Annotated in this window: 19 protein-coding genes and 2 tRNA genes; 12 read left to right on the top strand and 9 right to left on the bottom strand. The window is 64.4% G+C overall.

What is annotated here, in order from left to right:
- Positions 1-11 precede the first annotated feature (11 nt).
- The 12 genes from pbN1_RS07690 to pbN1_RS07635 all read left to right on the top strand — a co-directional run bounded on the left by pbN1_RS07690 (position 12) and on the right by pbN1_RS07635 (position 8,400).
- Positions 12-731 carry a response regulator transcription factor gene (locus tag pbN1_RS07690; RefSeq protein ID WP_169202176.1) on the top strand — a complete coding sequence of 240 codons (720 nt, stop codon included), beginning with the start codon at positions 12-14 and terminating at the stop codon, positions 729-731.
- A gap of 315 nt (positions 732-1,046) precedes the next feature.
- Complete coding sequence (locus pbN1_RS07685) at positions 1,047-1,247, top strand: hypothetical protein (protein WP_053420442.1); 201 nt, start codon at positions 1,047-1,049, stop codon at positions 1,245-1,247.
- A gap of 411 nt (positions 1,248-1,658) precedes the next feature.
- Positions 1,659-3,020 (top strand): integrase family protein, encoded by a 1,362-nt coding sequence (locus pbN1_RS07680; protein WP_169202175.1) that lies wholly within the window; start codon positions 1,659-1,661, stop codon positions 3,018-3,020.
- A gap of 28 nt (positions 3,021-3,048) precedes the next feature.
- A complete protein-coding gene (locus tag pbN1_RS07675; RefSeq protein WP_041645992.1) occupies positions 3,049-3,390 on the top strand; it encodes a type II toxin-antitoxin system RelE/ParE family toxin in 342 nt (113 codons plus the stop codon).
- The gene (locus tag pbN1_RS07670; RefSeq protein WP_169202174.1) at positions 3,387-3,674 is read left to right on the top strand and encodes a helix-turn-helix domain-containing protein; all 288 of its coding nucleotides are present in this window, start codon (positions 3,387-3,389) and stop codon (positions 3,672-3,674) included. The genes pbN1_RS07675 and pbN1_RS07670 overlap by 4 nt, the downstream gene beginning before the upstream one ends.
- Before the next feature lie 101 nt (positions 3,675-3,775).
- On the top strand, positions 3,776-4,336 hold the full coding sequence (locus pbN1_RS07665; protein WP_169202173.1) for a hypothetical protein: 561 nt from the start codon (positions 3,776-3,778) through the stop codon (positions 4,334-4,336).
- Between the two features lie 72 nt (positions 4,337-4,408).
- Entirely contained in the window at positions 4,409-4,603 is a 195-nt protein-coding gene (locus pbN1_RS07660) for a hypothetical protein (RefSeq protein ID WP_169202172.1), read from the top strand.
- Position 4,604: 1 nt separating this feature from the next.
- Positions 4,605-5,042: a hypothetical protein gene (locus tag pbN1_RS07655; RefSeq protein ID WP_210147693.1), complete on the top strand. Its 438-nt coding sequence runs from the start codon at positions 4,605-4,607 to the stop codon at positions 5,040-5,042.
- The gene (locus pbN1_RS07650) at positions 5,039-5,599 is read left to right on the top strand and encodes a DUF1376 domain-containing protein (RefSeq protein WP_169202170.1); all 561 of its coding nucleotides are present in this window, start codon (positions 5,039-5,041) and stop codon (positions 5,597-5,599) included. Before pbN1_RS07655 ends, pbN1_RS07650 begins: the two co-directional genes overlap by 4 nt.
- Positions 5,596-7,125, top strand: a complete 1,530-nt coding sequence (locus pbN1_RS07645; RefSeq protein WP_169202169.1) for a DEAD/DEAH box helicase — start codon at positions 5,596-5,598, stop codon at positions 7,123-7,125. The genes pbN1_RS07650 and pbN1_RS07645 overlap by 4 nt, the downstream gene beginning before the upstream one ends.
- The gene (locus pbN1_RS07640) at positions 7,118-8,071 is read left to right on the top strand and encodes a DUF7146 domain-containing protein (RefSeq protein ID WP_169202168.1); all 954 of its coding nucleotides are present in this window, start codon (positions 7,118-7,120) and stop codon (positions 8,069-8,071) included. The genes pbN1_RS07645 and pbN1_RS07640 overlap by 8 nt, the downstream gene beginning before the upstream one ends.
- Before the next feature lie 149 nt (positions 8,072-8,220).
- Complete coding sequence (locus tag pbN1_RS07635) at positions 8,221-8,400, top strand: hypothetical protein (RefSeq protein WP_169202156.1); 180 nt, start codon at positions 8,221-8,223, stop codon at positions 8,398-8,400.
- A 245-nt stretch (positions 8,401-8,645) separates the two neighbouring features.
- Here pbN1_RS07635 and pbN1_RS07630 read toward each other — a convergent pair.
- The 9 genes from pbN1_RS07630 to tolR all read right to left on the bottom strand — a co-directional run bounded on the left by pbN1_RS07630 (position 8,646) and on the right by tolR (position 14,506).
- Positions 8,646-8,721, bottom strand: a tRNA-Lys gene (locus pbN1_RS07630).
- Between the two features lie 15 nt (positions 8,722-8,736).
- Positions 8,737-8,812 (bottom strand) — tRNA-Lys (locus tag pbN1_RS07625).
- Positions 8,813-9,037: 225 nt separating this feature from the next.
- A complete protein-coding gene (gene queC, locus pbN1_RS07620) occupies positions 9,038-9,718 on the bottom strand; it encodes a 7-cyano-7-deazaguanine synthase QueC (protein ID WP_169202167.1) in 681 nt (226 codons plus the stop codon).
- 103 nt (positions 9,719-9,821) lie between these two features.
- Entirely contained in the window at positions 9,822-10,487 is a 666-nt protein-coding gene (gene queE, locus pbN1_RS07615) for a 7-carboxy-7-deazaguanine synthase QueE (protein WP_169202166.1), read from the bottom strand.
- Positions 10,488-10,498: 11 nt separating this feature from the next.
- On the bottom strand, positions 10,499-11,242 hold the full coding sequence (gene ybgF, locus pbN1_RS07610) for a tol-pal system protein YbgF (protein WP_169118633.1): 744 nt from the start codon (positions 11,240-11,242) through the stop codon (positions 10,499-10,501).
- Positions 11,242-11,769, bottom strand: coding sequence for a peptidoglycan-associated lipoprotein Pal (gene pal, locus pbN1_RS07605; protein ID WP_169202165.1), 528 nt, complete (start codon positions 11,767-11,769; stop codon positions 11,242-11,244). The genes ybgF and pal overlap by 1 nt, the downstream gene beginning before the upstream one ends.
- 35 nt (positions 11,770-11,804) lie before the next feature.
- Positions 11,805-13,085 carry a Tol-Pal system beta propeller repeat protein TolB gene (tolB, locus tag pbN1_RS07600; protein WP_169118635.1) on the bottom strand — a complete coding sequence of 427 codons (1,281 nt, stop codon included), beginning with the start codon at positions 13,083-13,085 and terminating at the stop codon, positions 11,805-11,807.
- Positions 13,086-13,163: 78 nt separating this feature from the next.
- Positions 13,164-14,096, bottom strand: coding sequence for an energy transducer TonB (locus tag pbN1_RS07595; RefSeq protein ID WP_169118636.1), 933 nt, complete (start codon positions 14,094-14,096; stop codon positions 13,164-13,166).
- Positions 14,093-14,506: a protein TolR gene (tolR, locus tag pbN1_RS07590; RefSeq protein ID WP_169118637.1), complete on the bottom strand. Its 414-nt coding sequence runs from the start codon at positions 14,504-14,506 to the stop codon at positions 14,093-14,095. Before tolR ends, pbN1_RS07595 begins: the two co-directional genes overlap by 4 nt.
- Positions 14,507-14,510: the final 4 nt, after the last annotated feature.

Here is a 14,510-nt window from a genome sequence, read left to right as displayed (position 1 = left end):
GAGTCCGTGCCGTGCTGAACAAGCCGAAAGAAACGATCCACGTCGTCGAGGACGACCCTGCGGTCGCCCGGCTGATGGCGCAGACGCTCGAGAAATTCGGCTTCGAGGCGCAATTTTTCGCGACCGGTGCGGATTTCCTGCGACGACTTGATTCCGACCCTCCGCGCTTGTGCGTCCTCGACCTCGGTCTGCCCGACATGGACGGCCTCGACATCCTCAGCCATGTCCGCTCCCGCCACGGCTTCGGCCTGCTGATCGTCACTGGCCGCGGCGACACCCATGACCGCGTGACGGGGCTGGAACTGGGGGCCGACGACTACATGGTCAAGCCGTTCGAGCCGCGCGAATTCATCGCCCGGGTGCGCAGCATCCTGCGGCGCTATCGCGAACCGCTTGCCGCCGATGCGGCAGCGAACGGCGTGCGCATCGCCGAATTCGCCGGCTGGCGCTTCGAGCCGGGCAACAACGCCCTCACTTCGCCCGGCGGCGAAACCGAGACGCTGAGCATGGCCGAAGCCCGGCTGCTGGGCGCGTTGCTCCAGCGTCCCAACCAGATCCTCACCCGCGAGCAACTCCTCGGCGGGCGCGACGTCGCGGCGCTCGACCGCAGCATCGACCTGCGCATCTCGCGGCTGCGCAAGCGACTCGAAGAAAACCCGCTTCACCCCAAGTTGATCAAGACCGTGTACGGCGCCGGCTACCTGTTCTCGTCGAACGTGGACTGGCTGTAAAGACCGCAGGCCGTGCGCCTGCTCCGGTCATGTTTCCCGCCCGTGGCAGCGATGTAACGGCATGTACGCACCGGAACCGGCCTCTTTGCGTCCCGTCGAATTCGGACTGATCCCAGCAAGCGATGGACACCGAACCGGCTCGACCCGAGACTCATCCCGGCGACCAGGCACCTCCCGGAACTCCCTGAACCGGCGAGAACACCTGTCGCGCCTGTAAGGGAACCGGAGTTATCGACGGCAAACCTTGCGGCGAGTGTGGCGGCACCGGCGTAGCCATTGAAGGAATCGGGGGAGCATAGACAGGAGGAAGCAGAAATGGCCGAACCTCACACGCGCAAGTCGGACACAGCCGACAATCCCCAGTCCTCCGCGGCGAACCCTCCGAAGCCCGGCACGCAGGGTGAGGATGCCCGGAGCGACAAGGAAAAGCAGCGCGAAAATCAGCAGCGCATGGGCGTGACGCCCGAGCACAAGACCGAAGACATGGAGAAGAAGCACCGCGGCACGTTCCCGTAAGCGAGTTCGTGGCGCATCGGGCACGCATCGAGCGGGTTCTCCGGGGACGTGCCGGGTGCGGCAGCTGGCGGAGCCGGCCTGTGCCGCCGCCGCAAGACAGCCAACAAAAAGGCCAGTCCGCGAGAACTGGCCTAAGTGCTTGAATCTGCTGGTGGGGGCAGTAGGATTCGAACCTACGACCTACTGATTAAGAGTCACAATTTTCGTGTATTTCGAGCAATCCCGTTCAACATGCACAATCGCTCAAGTTACTGTTTTTACTGATGCTACACGAGTCAGAACGTTGATTCGCATGCATGGATGTTGATAGAATCTGGCTACACCGTGGCTACACGGGAAGCGATGTAGCCAGATTCTCAGGTGTCATCAGAGGCCGGCTACCCCGTGTAGCCAGAACCCAGAGGACATATCATGCAGCGCGAACGCCTGACCCCCGACCGCATCCGCCGCTTCGCTTGCCCGGACGGGACGAAGCAAGCCTTCCTGTGGGACACCGTAGCGCCCCGCCTTGCCGTGCGTGCGACCGCTGGCGCGAAGTCCTACATCTTCGAAGCGAAGATGAACCGGCAAACCATCCGCCGCACGATAGGCGACGTGCGCGCGTGGAACCTCGACGACGCCCGCGCAGAAGCGAACCGGCTGCAAGTGCTGGTCGAATCCGGCACCGATCCACGAGAACTCGACCGGAAGGAGGCCGAAGCGAAAGCCGCCGCCAAGGCCGCGCAAGAGGCCGCCAAGCGCACCGCCGACGAACGGAGCCGCTACACCCTTCGCGCGCTGTGCGACGCCTACACGGGCCATCTCGAACGCACTGGCAAGGACAAGAGCGCCGCAGCGACCCGTTCCGCCTTCAAGTGCCACGTTTTCACCCATGAAGCGATTGCCGCCGCCCCGGCCCGCGAAGTGACCTCGCACCAGATCGCCGCGATGGTGCGCAAGGTGCGCGAGGCCGGCAAGGAGCGCGCCGCCGGGATACTGCGCAGCTACCTGTCTGCCGCGTACAACGCCGCCAAGCGTGCGCCGTTCGATTCCGCGATGCCTGCCGATCTAATCGCCTTCGGTGTCGAGCACAACCCGGTCGACAACATTCCCGCCATCGCCGTGCAGGCCGGAAACCGCACCCTGTCCGCCGACGAGCTGCGCGCCTACCTCAACGCCCTTGGGGACGAGTTGCCCGACCAAGCCTTGCGGCTGGCGCTTCTGGCTGGGGGGCAACGCATGGCGCAACTGCTGCGCGCCAAGGTGAGCGACTTCGACACCGACACGGCAACGCTTCGCCTGTGGGATGGGAAGGGCAAGCGACAGAGCGCACGCGAGCATCTGCTACCGCTGGCACCGAAAGCCGCCGCACTCGCTGCTGGTCTGGTGGCCCGGGCCAAGAAGCGCGAGCAGAAGCGCGCCGAAGCAGCCGGCGAAGTCCCCGGCGACGTGGGCGGCAGGTGGCTCTTCTCGACGCACGGCAAGGTGGCGATGACCTTCACGACACCGGGCAAGCGCGTGGCCGAAATCAGCGCCGCCATGAAGGGCGAGCCGTTCGATCTGCGCGACATCCGCCGCACCTGCGAGACGATGCTCGCCGGCATGGGCATATCGCGCGACACGCGGGCGCAGTTGCTTTCGCATGGGATCAGCGGAGTGCAAGCCACGCACTACGACCGGCACAGCTACACCGACGAGAAGCGCACCGCACTCGTGGCGTGGGAGGCGAGGCTCGACGCCATCGAGAAAGGCGAGAAACCGGCCGGGAACGTGGTTACCCTGCGCAGTGCCTGAACTGTTCCAATGGATTACACTCTTACCCATGCAAACCGTTGCCGAGCTGCCCGAGTACATCCGCACCGCCGACAAGCTGCTGAGCGCCGAAGAGCGGCAAGACATCATCCGCTATCTGGCCGAGCACCCGAAGGACGGCGATCTAATGGAAGGCACGGGAGGCGTGCGCAAATTGCGCTGGCGGCGCGGTGGGCAGGGCAAGAGCGGGGGCGTTCGCGTCATCTACTACTTCCACGACGACGCCATGCCGCTGTACCTGCTGACGCTGTTCGCCAAGGGCGACCGGGCCAACCTGAGCAAGGCGGAGCGCAACGAACTGGCGGGATTGACGACGCTACTGGTCAAAGCATGGAGAGGGAAACGAGCATGAGCACCGCATTCGAAAGCATCAAGCGCGGTTTGATGGAGGCCATCGATCACGCCGAAGGCCGCGCCCCGGCAACCCGCATTCACCGGCCGCGCCCGGTGGACGTGAAGGCATTACGCGCCAAGGTGGGCATGACACAGGAGCAGTTCGCCGCCCGCTTCGGCTTCTCGACTGCAACCCTTCGTCATTGGGAGCGAGGCGATCGCACGCCACACGGCCCCGCACTCGTGCTGCTGAACGTCATCGAGCGCAATCCGGCCGCTGTCATCGAGGCCCTGAGCGCCTGACAGATCAATGCCGCGCCTACCTCGACGGAGGGAAAACCGGGACACCATCGCCCGGCTGGCGCGGCACCTTTTCCGATGGTGCGCACGATGGAGCGCGAACGATGACAGAAAGCAGAGCTAACCGCGTAAATGAAAACGGAATCTGGCGCTATCTCGACCAAGACGACGCCGAATTTGTGTGCATGTCGCAGTTTGACTATCCGATTGAAGCCGTAGATGACTTCATTGACGGGCTGCACGGTGTAACGCTGCCAGAAGAGACGATTGATCTGTTACGCGGGATGCGTCACGACGGATTGCAGGCATACATCGGAAAAAACATCGCACTTATGGAGGCCCATTTGCGCGGATTGCACATGGCCTGCCGGGCTGCCGGGATGTTGGATGCAGCACGAATAGGCGTGAAATTCAAACGCGGCAGAAAGCCAAACACGCCCGGGCCAGTTCGCAAGGCAATCGCCAAACTGCTGGCGAAGTCGCCGGAACTGAAGAATCCTGACCTCTGGAAAGCCATCGAGGCGAAGCCGCCAAGGGGATGGCAGGTTTTTGACAACCGAGCCGGACGGTATATCGAGGGTCCGAAAGCTGGCCCCCACATGAACATGAGCTACGCGCGGTTCTGCACTGTCGCCAGCGAGGAGCGCAAGAAGCGCAACGGCTGACAATCATGGGTTAGCGAACCCGTGAGAGCGGCTTAGCAAAGTGGCACCACTCGTTGAAAAGGAGTGAGTGCCATGCAAATCAACACCCCCCGCCGTTATACGACTTCCGAGGCCGCCGCCGTCGTGCGGTATCAGCCTCAAACCCTGCGCCGCGAACTGTGCCTCAAGGGCCATTTCCATGGCATTCGCCCCGCCAAGCTTCCGGGGGGCCGTCTACTGTGGGATGCAGCGAAGGTTGATGCACTCGCATCTGGCGAGGGCGTTTGACATGAAAACGCCCGGAACCCATACCGCAGTCCCGAGCGCCGTCGACAAGCGCCATTCTACCTCCGCCGACCTTTTCCCGGAACTGAACCCGGCATTCCGTGCGCCGATCCTGCCGAAGGCCGGAACCGTCAAGGCCAAGGCGCTTGCCGCGCTCATCGCCGGCCCGGTGTCGCAGCCGACGTTCCCGCATTCGTGGAGGTTGGCCGCATATGTCGACGAATTGATCGATGACGGATGGGCGGTCCTGTCCAAGGACATCGCCTTTCATGGCCGCGTCATCGCGGAGTACCGGATCGATCCCCAAGACCCGCCGACTCGTGCAGGCATCGCAGCACATGGGCAGCGAGGGTTCATTGCGCCGCACCTGATGGGCTTGCTGGCAGTCTCCACGCCGGCCGTGGCCGCGCTGGTGGCGACTGTGCTGGGGTGGCTCGCATGAGCAAGATCACGCCGCCCTTGCGCCTGCTGGTGGATATTTCGGCATGGCAGCGCGAAGTATTCAACATGCCGAACCCCGCCGCCGCCTGCGGTGCATTGCTGCTGCTCAAGATGCACCTGTGGAGGACGGGCCCCATCCCCGACGACAACCACGCACTGACACGCATCACCGGCACGACGCCGGCAGAGTGGAAGAAGCTGCGCCGGGATATCGAGCCGCTGTTCATCGTGATGCACGGCGAATGGCAGCGCGAGGACTGGAACGACGAACTGGAGCAGGCTTACCACGCCGTCAATCGAGCTTCGCAGGCCGGCAAGAAGGCCAACGCGGCACGATGGGGACAGTGCAAAAAGGTATCCGAATCGGAGTCCGAATCGGATCGCAATCGGAGTCCGAATCCGATCCTAAATAATAAAGAGAACCGCAACGGCCAAAAACCAACCCCCCAAGCCCAAAAACCAAAGCCCCGGGCCAAGGCAAGCAAGTTTGTTTCAGGCGACTTCGAGGACGATGTTCGGATCGCGGAACGTGGCTTGGGCATAGGGGAAGCGGCATGACCGCCCCGACCCAGCTACGCCCGTATCAGGAAAGGGCGCTTCACGAGACACGCTCTGCCTTGGCCCGGGGGGTTAGGAGGGTGGCACTCTACCTGCCGACCGGTGGAGGCAAGACGGTTTCAGCCGAGGCCATGATTCGCGGAGCTGTCGCCAAGGGAAAGCGAGTGCTGTTCATCGCCAACAGGAAGCAACTGGTGGCGCAGGCATCCGCGCACCTGACCCGCGCCGGCATCGCGCACGGCATCCTGCAAGGTGACAACACCCGCCATCTTCACGCGCATGTGCTGGTGTGCTCGATCGACACCATCGCCGTGCGCGGCATCCCGGACGATGTGGGACTCCTCATCATCGACGAGGCGCACGCGGTCGCAGGATCGAAGAAGTACCGCGACCTGCTGTTCCGGTACAACCGCGTTCCCGTCATCGGTCTGTCTGCTACGCCGTTCAGTCCGGGGATGGGCAGGCACTACGACGAACTCCGGGGGCCGCTGTTCGAGGAGCTTGTCATCGGCGCGACGATCCGCGAGCTGGTCGAACTCGGCAATCTGGTCGACGTGGAGTGCTACGCCCCGTCCGATCCTGATTTGACCGGCGTGCGGACACAGCGCGGCATCGGTGGCGAACTCGACTACAGCGAGACGCAACTCGCGGAGGCGGTCGATACGCCCGCTCTCGTGGGCGACATCGTGTCGCACTGGTTCAAGCTGGCGCGCGGGAAACAGACGGTGGCGTTCGCTACGAGCATTGCGCACTCGCAACACATCGTCGCCGAGTTCGTCCGGGCCGGCATCGCCGCCGAGCATATCGACTACCACTTCGACGACGACGAGCGCGCCGCCGTGCTGGATCGCTTCGCGCGCGGTGAAACCATGATCCTGTCGAACGTGGGATTGTTGGCCGAAGGCTGGGACTGCCCGGCGACCGAGTGCATGATCCTCGCCCGCCCGACCAAGAGCCTGATTCGCTACATTCAAATGGTGGGCCGCGTGCTGAGGCCGCATCCGGGCAAGGAACGCGCCGTGCTGCTGGATCACAGCGGGACGGTATTGCGTCTGGGGTTTGCGACCGACGATCTACCCCTCGAACTCGACGACGGCAAGGCGAACGCATCCACCCGCAAGAAGGAGGAGCGCAAGCCATCCGAGCCGAAAGCCTGCCCGAGCTGCAAGTTCGTCCGCCCGGCCGGCGTGCATGCCTGCCCGTCCTGCGGATTCGCGCCGCAACGCCTGAACGATGTGGAGGTCGCAGAGGGCGAACTCGTGAAGATCGATCGCAAGGTCAAGAAGCCGGCGACCCCGGACCGCAAGCAGCATGTCTATTCGCAACTGCTGCACATCTGCCGCAAGAAAGGGCACAAGCCCGGATGGGTAGGCAACCAGTACCGCGCGATGTTCGGCGTGTGGCCGCGCGGACTGCGGGAAGTGACTGCGACGCCGACCCCGGAAATCGAAGGCTGGCTGAAGTCACAGCGCATCGCCTACCTCAAGGGCCGCGAGAAGGCGCAGGAGGGTCGCGCGAATGTCTGAGAGACTCGACGTGCGCCAGATCGCAAAAGGCCGGTGGCGCGGCATCCTGCTGGCGCTGGGGCTCGACGAGCGCACCCTGAGCGGCAAGCACTGCGCCTGCCCCTTGTGCGGTGGCAAGGATCGCTTTCGCTTCGATGACAAGGATGGGCGAGGAACCTACTTCTGTTCCGGCTGCCGCCCGGGCGACGGCGTGCAACTTGCGATGGGCATCACCGACCTGTCGTTCGTGGAAACCGCGCGGCGCATCGAGCAGCTTGCAGGCGTGGTGCAGCCCGTCACCCGCACCCCCGAGCGCAGCGACGACGACAAACTCGACGCCCTACGCCGGGTATTCCGCGAGTCGGCACCGATCCAGTGCGGGGATGAAGCACATCGCTACTTGGCTGGGCGGGGGTTGGCGCTGTACGACCTGCCCGAGTCCATCCGCCTGCATCCCGCCCTGCACTACCGCGACGACGAAACGAGCGGCATGTTTCCGGCGATGGTGTCGCTCGTGACCGGGCCGGACGGGAAAGCGCGCAGCTTGCATCGGACATATCTTCACGACGCCCGGAAAGCGCCTGTGGCCGCTCCGAAGAAGCTAATGCAGGGATTGCCACTTGCCGGCGCTGCGATCCGCCTGACGCCCGTTTCCGAAGTGCTGGGCATTGCCGAAGGCATCGAGACTGCGCTTGCCGCATCCGAGCTGTTCGAGGTGCCCACATGGTCCTGCATCAGCACTGCCGGCATCGAGAGCTTCGAGCCGCCGGAAGGTGTCCGGGAGATCGTCATCTTTGCGGACCACGACGCCAACTTCGCCGGACAGAAAGCCGCCTATGCCGCCGCGCACCGGCTGTCACTCAAGGGCTTCGAGGTGGAGGTGTGCATTCCGCCGACCGTGGGCGACTGGCTGGACGATCTGAATCGCCGCAAGCAGAAGATTCAAAGTGGGAGCAGGCAGGCATGACGACATCCAAGCAAGCTGGCCGGACACGGGTAGGGGGCATCGAATCTCTGGCACTTCGCCCCCTGTTACCGGCTGGTTCCAGCCATGCAAGTCCTAACCCGGAAAATTCCCGAGCGCACATCCGCTCGCACGCGCAGGAGAACAGCATCATGCAGAACCTTCCCCGACCCATTGCAAGCGCCCTGAACCGACGGGCGCATGCCGAAGCACTCGCACACGAGGAACTGGTCAAAAACCGCCTGCTGGCCGATGTGGCCCGCCTGAAGGCCCAAGGCGCGAAGCCGGCGGAGATTGTCGCCTATCTGACGCAAAGCACGCCCGCCAAGTAGCCAAGACGGTCCGTTGAAAAACCGCCGCATTTCGCGGCTGTGCGAAGCGATGGAACCCGGCGGTAACGATCCCTGAGCGCCTGAGGATTTGACCCGCCCCCTACCTCCGACCCGGCCGCGCGCCGGGTTTTTCGTTTGTGGGGCTCGCCCGGCTACACCTGCCGGATTTGGCTACACCGTGGCTACACGACGACCAGAAAGCAAAAGGCCAGTCCGCGAGAACTGGCCTAAGTGCTTGAATCTGTTGGTGGGGGCAGTAGGATTCGAACCTACGACCTACTGATTAAGAGTCAGCTGCTCTACCAACTGAGCTATACCCCCCGGTTCTGTGTTTTTTGGTAGGCCGTGCGGGATTCGAACCTGCGACCAACGGATTAAAAGTCCGCTGCTCTACCAGCTGAGCTAACGACCCAAACCCAGAAGGATTGCGATTCTAGGGAATGCTGCCGGGCGCGTCAAGTTATCGCTGATAAAGCATGATAAAGATGATCACCCCCCCTTTTCTCGGTTGCGATTTTCGCGAGGCGATATGTTGCTGGGGTGCGTGGAAAGGGTCGCGCTGCTCATCAACCCCGATCGGGCGCAGGCCGTATGCGGGAGTCATGGCCGGAATGCACAGTCCTGTGACGCAGCCAGGCTACTGGTAGGGGGTCGGATCGGGTATGCCCGCAGCTTCGAATCCGGCTTTGCGCAGGCGGCATGCGTCGCACACGCCGCAGGCGCGACCGGCGTCATCGGCTTGGTAGCATGAGACGGTCTGGGCGTAGTCGACGCCGAGTGCGGTTCCCCGCTGGATGATGCCGGCTTTCGACAGCTGGATCAGCGGTGCGTGGATCGTGATGCGTGCGCCTTCGGTGCCCGCCTTGGTGGCGAGGTTGGCCATTGCCTCGAAGGCCGCTATGAATTCCGGGCGGCAGTCCGGGTAGCCGGAGTAGTCGACGGCGTTGACGCCGACGTAGATGTCGTGGGCGCCGAGGACTTCCGCCCACGCGAGCGCGATCGACAACATCACGGTGTTGCGTGCCGGCACATAGGTGACGGGGATGCCGCCGACCGCGCCTTCGATCGGCACCGGAATTGACGAATCCGTCAGGGCCGAGCCGCCGAATTCGCCGAGGCTGACGTGAGCGAGCCGGTGCTCGCGGGCGCCGAGGCTCTGCGCGACGCGCCGTGCCGCGGCCAGTTCGGCGGTGTGGCGCTGCCCGTATGCGATCGACAGCGCGTAGCAATCGAAGCCCGCCTCGCGGGCGATCGCGAGGCAGGTTGCGGAGTCCAGGCCACCGGAGAGCAGCACGATGGCGCGTTTCGGTTCAGTCATGATGAAGGTTCTCATCGAGCGGTTGGGAGGAATGCGGCGCGCCGGACCGTGGATCGCCCCACCCACAGCACAGGAGGCTGCGACCCATCAGCCGGCGTCCGCGCTATCGCCCGCGGGCGTCGTTCCAGAGAATCTTGTGCAGCTGAAGCTGGAAGCGCACGGGGAGGCGGTCGCGCACGATCCATTCGGCGAGCTGCGCGGGATCGAGTTTCCCCTGTACGGGCGAAAGCAGGACCGTGCAGCGCTGCGCCAGCTGATGTTCGGCGAGGCATTGGATGGCCCACTCGTAGTCGCGTAGGTCGGCGAGGACGATCTTCACTTCGTCGCGCTCGTTCAGGTGCGCGAGGTTGTCCCAGCGATTGCGCGCGACCTCGCCGGAGCCGGGTGCTTTCAGGTCCATGACACGCGACACGCGCGGGTCGACGACGGCGATGTCCAGCGCGCCGCTCGTTTCGAGTGACACCGAAAAACCGGCATCGCACAACGCGGCCAGTAGTGCGAGGCAGCCTTTCTGCGCGAGCGGTTCGCCTCCGGTGACGCAGACGTGTTCGACGCCGTGCCCGAGGACCTCTTCGACGATCGGCGCGATGCTGCGGCTCTCGCCACCCTGGAACGCGTACTCGGTATCGCACCACACACAGCGCAGCGGACATCCGGTCAGCCGCACGAAAACGGTGGGCAGGCCGACTCGCGTCGATTCTCCCTGGAGTGACGCGAAGATCTCGGTGATCCGCACCTTCACGTCGTGGCTGTCGCTTGCCTGCTGCATCGTGGAACCGTTTAACGCTTTACGCCGAGCCGCTGACGGGCCGCCTGCGCGGCGGAACTGTCGGGAAACCGCTCGACAAGTTTTTTCAGTGTTTCCTGCGAGGTCTTCGCATCGCCCAGTGCTTGCTGGCTGTTTGCCAGGCCGAGCATCGCGTCCGGCGCGGCGGCGTCCTGCGGCCAGGTTTTGAGGACGGTGTTGAAGTAGGTGCTTGCCGCGGCGACTTCCTTGGCCTGTAGCGCGGCGTTACCGGCCCAGAAGTGCGCGCCGGGGAGGAAGGTGCTTTGCGGGTGCTCCCTGATGAACTGCTCGAAACCGGTCAGTGCGTCCTTGTACCGGCCCTCCTTGAGGAGATTCAGCGCGGCCTCGTACTGCGCCGATTCGGCTGCAGGATCGGGCGGGGGGGCGTTCGGCGCCGTGGTGGTGGCGGACGCGGTGCGGCTGCTTTCGATCTGGCGCACGCGAGTGTCGAGGTCGACATAGAAATCGCGCTGGCGCTGCTTGAGTGATTCGACTTCGTGCAGCAGGACTTCGAGTTGACCGTGCAACCGGGAAATCTCGGCCTTCAGCAGCTCGTTCTGGCTCGCCAGTTCGAGCTGCCCGCGGCTGCTCGCCTCCAGCCGCTCGAGGCGGCCGTTCAATTCCATCCGCATGTCGGATATCGCGCGCCGCGCCCCGTCGTCGGTGAAAAGACCCGCCTGCGCGGGCCCCATCGACGACAATGCGGCAAGCATTGCCAGCGGCAGGAGGCGTTTCATCAGAACTCGCCCGAATACAGCATGTCGCCGCGGCGGTTCTGCGCGAAGCACGATTCATTGCTTTCGCCGCAACGCGGTTTTTCTTCGCCGAGGCTGACCGACTCGATCTGCGATTCCTTCGCGCCCAGCAGCGTCAGCGCCTGGCGCACCGCGTCGGCCCGCTTCTGGCCCAGCGCGAGGTTGTATTCACGGCTGCCGAGTTCGTCGGTGTTGCCCTGGATCAGCATCTTCATCTGCGGGTTCTGCACGAGGAAACGTGCATGGGCCTCGATCAGCGGACGAGCTTCGGGCTTGATGACGAACTGGTCGAAGTCGAAGAACACGCTGCGTTTCGACAGGATATTGTTCGGGTCGGTCAGGGCGGCGATGCCCGAACCCTCCATGCTCGGTGCGGTGACCGTGGCCACGCCGGGGGCGCCCGTCGAGCGGTCTTCGACAGCGGTGCCGCCTGCCTGGTCGAAAGTCCCGGTGCTGCTGCAACCGGCCAGCAATGCGACGAGCAGTGCGGGCAGAACGAATTTCTTCATGAATTTTCCTTGTAATGAGACGAACAGCAGTGGTTTTACCTAGTGAGCGGTCCCCATGAGGGTTCGCGCACATCGGCCGCCTGCACCGAAAGACGCTGTTTCACCCGGCCGTCGGACGACACTGCCGCGAGGACTCCGCGTCCGCCACTTTCTGAGGCGTACAGGATCATGCGGCCGTTGGGAGCGAAGCTGGGTGACTCGTCGCGTGACGAGTCGGTGAGGATCGTGGTCTGTCGGGTCGCGAGGTCCATCACCGCGACCTGAAAGCGTCCGTTGTTGCGGGTGATGAAGGCGAGGCTGCGGCCGTCCGGGGAGAGGCGCGGCGTCACGTTGTAATTGCCTTCGAAAGTCACCCGCTGGGCACTGCCGCCCGTTGCCGGAATCCGGTAGATCTGGGCGCTGCCGCCGCGATCGGAACTGAAATAGATCCATTCTCCGTCGGGCGACCAGGCCGGTTCGGTGTCGATTCCCGATGAGGTCGCCATCCGGCGCAGGCCGGAGCCGTCCGCGTTGAGGACGTACAGCTGGGACTGGCCGTCCTTCGTCAGCACGACTGCGAGCCGCTGACCGTCGGGGGCCCACGTCGGCGCCGAGTTCGAGCCCTTGAAATTCGCGACGACCTGGCGCTGGCCCGTTGCCAGCGTATGCACATACACGACGGGCTTCTTGGCCTCGAACGACACGTAGGCGAGCCGCTGGCCGTCCGGCGCCCAGGCCGGCGAGATGATCGGTTCGCGCGACGCGAGCGCGGTTTGCGCGTTCATTCCGTCGGCGTCGGCGATCTGCAGTTCGTAGCGCGGGCCGCTCTTCACGACATAGGCGATGCGGGTCGCGAAGTAGCCCGGCTGGCCGGTGAGCTTTTCGTACACGAAGTCGGCAATGCGATGCGCCGTCGCGCGGTTCTGCGCCGGAGTCATGCGCAGCGACAGTCCGCCCAGTTCGGTCTGCTTCTGGGTGTCGAACAACCGGAAGCGCACGTCGTAGCGCCCGTCGGCTTGCGGGTAGAGGCTCCCCGCAAGCACTGCGTCGGCGCCGCGAGCGCGTACGCCGGCGAGATCGGGCACCGCGGTTGCGGGCATCGCGACGAGACCCATGTCGATGAGGCTGAACAGGCCGCTGCGCTCCAGGTCCGCGCGGACCACATCCGTGATGCCCCGCGGCAGGGATCCTTCGTTCTCGAAGAGCGGAATGGCGACCGGAAACCGCGTTGCACCCGCGCCCGTGATTTCGATCGAGAGCTGCGCATGAGCGGCCCACGAGAGGGTCGCAAGGGTGGCAGCGAGCAGCAGGCGGAAACGGGAGAGGAGGATATTCATGGCGTGGCGGTGGCCGTCAATTGGCAATTATAACGAACGAATCCGAACAACAGGCGCAGGGAAGATGACACGCACCTCTTAGTCCTCGTCGAGAGGCTTGAACTTCAGTTCGAGCGTGCGCTGGAAAAGTTCCTTCGCTTCGGGCAGCGGCAGTGGGCTCGAGCGGCGGATGGCGCGTTCGATGGCCTCGTCGAGCGCGGGGATGCCGGACGAGCGCTTGAGACGGATCGCAATCACTTCGCCGCTCGGTAGCTGGTCCACCTCGAAAACGGCTTCCGGATTGCCGCTCAGGCCGGGGGGGCGCAGCAGATTGCCGCGCACCTTGGTCCGCAGGGCATTCTCGTAGGCGTCGCCGGCGGCACGGTTGCGGGCCGCCGCCGCATGGGCGACGTCGTCGCGCATCATTCGTTCGAGTTGTGTGCGTTCGGTTTCCTGCGCCAGGCGCTGCGCCATGTAGTCATCTTTCGGCGGCACGACCGGTTCGGGTTTCCTGGTCTGCGGTTTCGCCGGTTCCGGCTCGGGTTTCTTCGGCTCCGGGAGTTTGGGCTCCGGTTTCGGTTCCGGCTTCTTCGGTTCCGGTTTTTTCGGCTCCGGCTTCGGGGGTTCGGGCTTGGGTTCCGGTTTGACCGGTTTCTTCGCCTCGGGCGCCTTCATGGCGATGTCGGGCTTTGCCTGCGCTTTCGGCGGCTCGGGTTTCGGGGCCGGCTTTGGCGGCTCGGGCTCGGGCTTGGGAATCGGCTTCGGCTCGGGCTTGGGAATCGGCTTCGGCTCCGGCTTGGGAATGGGCTTCGGTTCCTGCTTCGGTTCGGGCGCCGGTTCCGGCTTTGGCGGTGCGGGGTGCGCCGGGACTGCGGCCACCAGGTCGACTTCCAGCGCCGCGGGCGGAGCGCTTTGCCAGCGCACGCCCAGCACGAGAAACGCAATGAGGCCGAGATGGACGGCAATCGTCAGCGCGAGCGATGCCCATTTTCCCGGCTCGTCGCGGTGGGAATTCGGGACTGCGTCGTTCATCGCCCGCTGCTGCCCGCCTGCGTCTGCAGGCCGACCTTCTGGATCCCCGCCTGGCGCAGGCCATTCAGCGTATCCATGACTTTCTCGTAGCTGACCTTCCGGTCGGCGGCAATGACGACCGGCTGGAGCGGGTTGCGCTCGATCGCCCGGCGCAGTTCGCGCAGCAGTTCGTTATTGCTCATCGCCTGCTCTGTCGAGCCGCCGGTCGCCTTGAGGGCGAGCGAACCGTCGCGCTTGACGACGACGAGCATCGCCTCGAGCGGGGTCTGGGGCACCTGGTCGACGGTCGGCAGGTCGACGCTGCCGGTCTGGATCATCGGCGCGGTGACCATGAATATGACGAGGAGGACCAGCATGACGTCGATGTACGGCACGACGTTGATCTGGTTCATCAGGCGGCGCTGGCGCATCGCA

This window comes from Aromatoleum bremense (assembly GCF_017894365.1).
Lineage (GTDB): Bacteria > Pseudomonadota > Gammaproteobacteria > Burkholderiales > Rhodocyclaceae > Aromatoleum > Aromatoleum bremense.
Note: the sequence above shows the minus strand (reverse complement) of the source record. Positions and strands in the feature narration are given on the sequence as shown.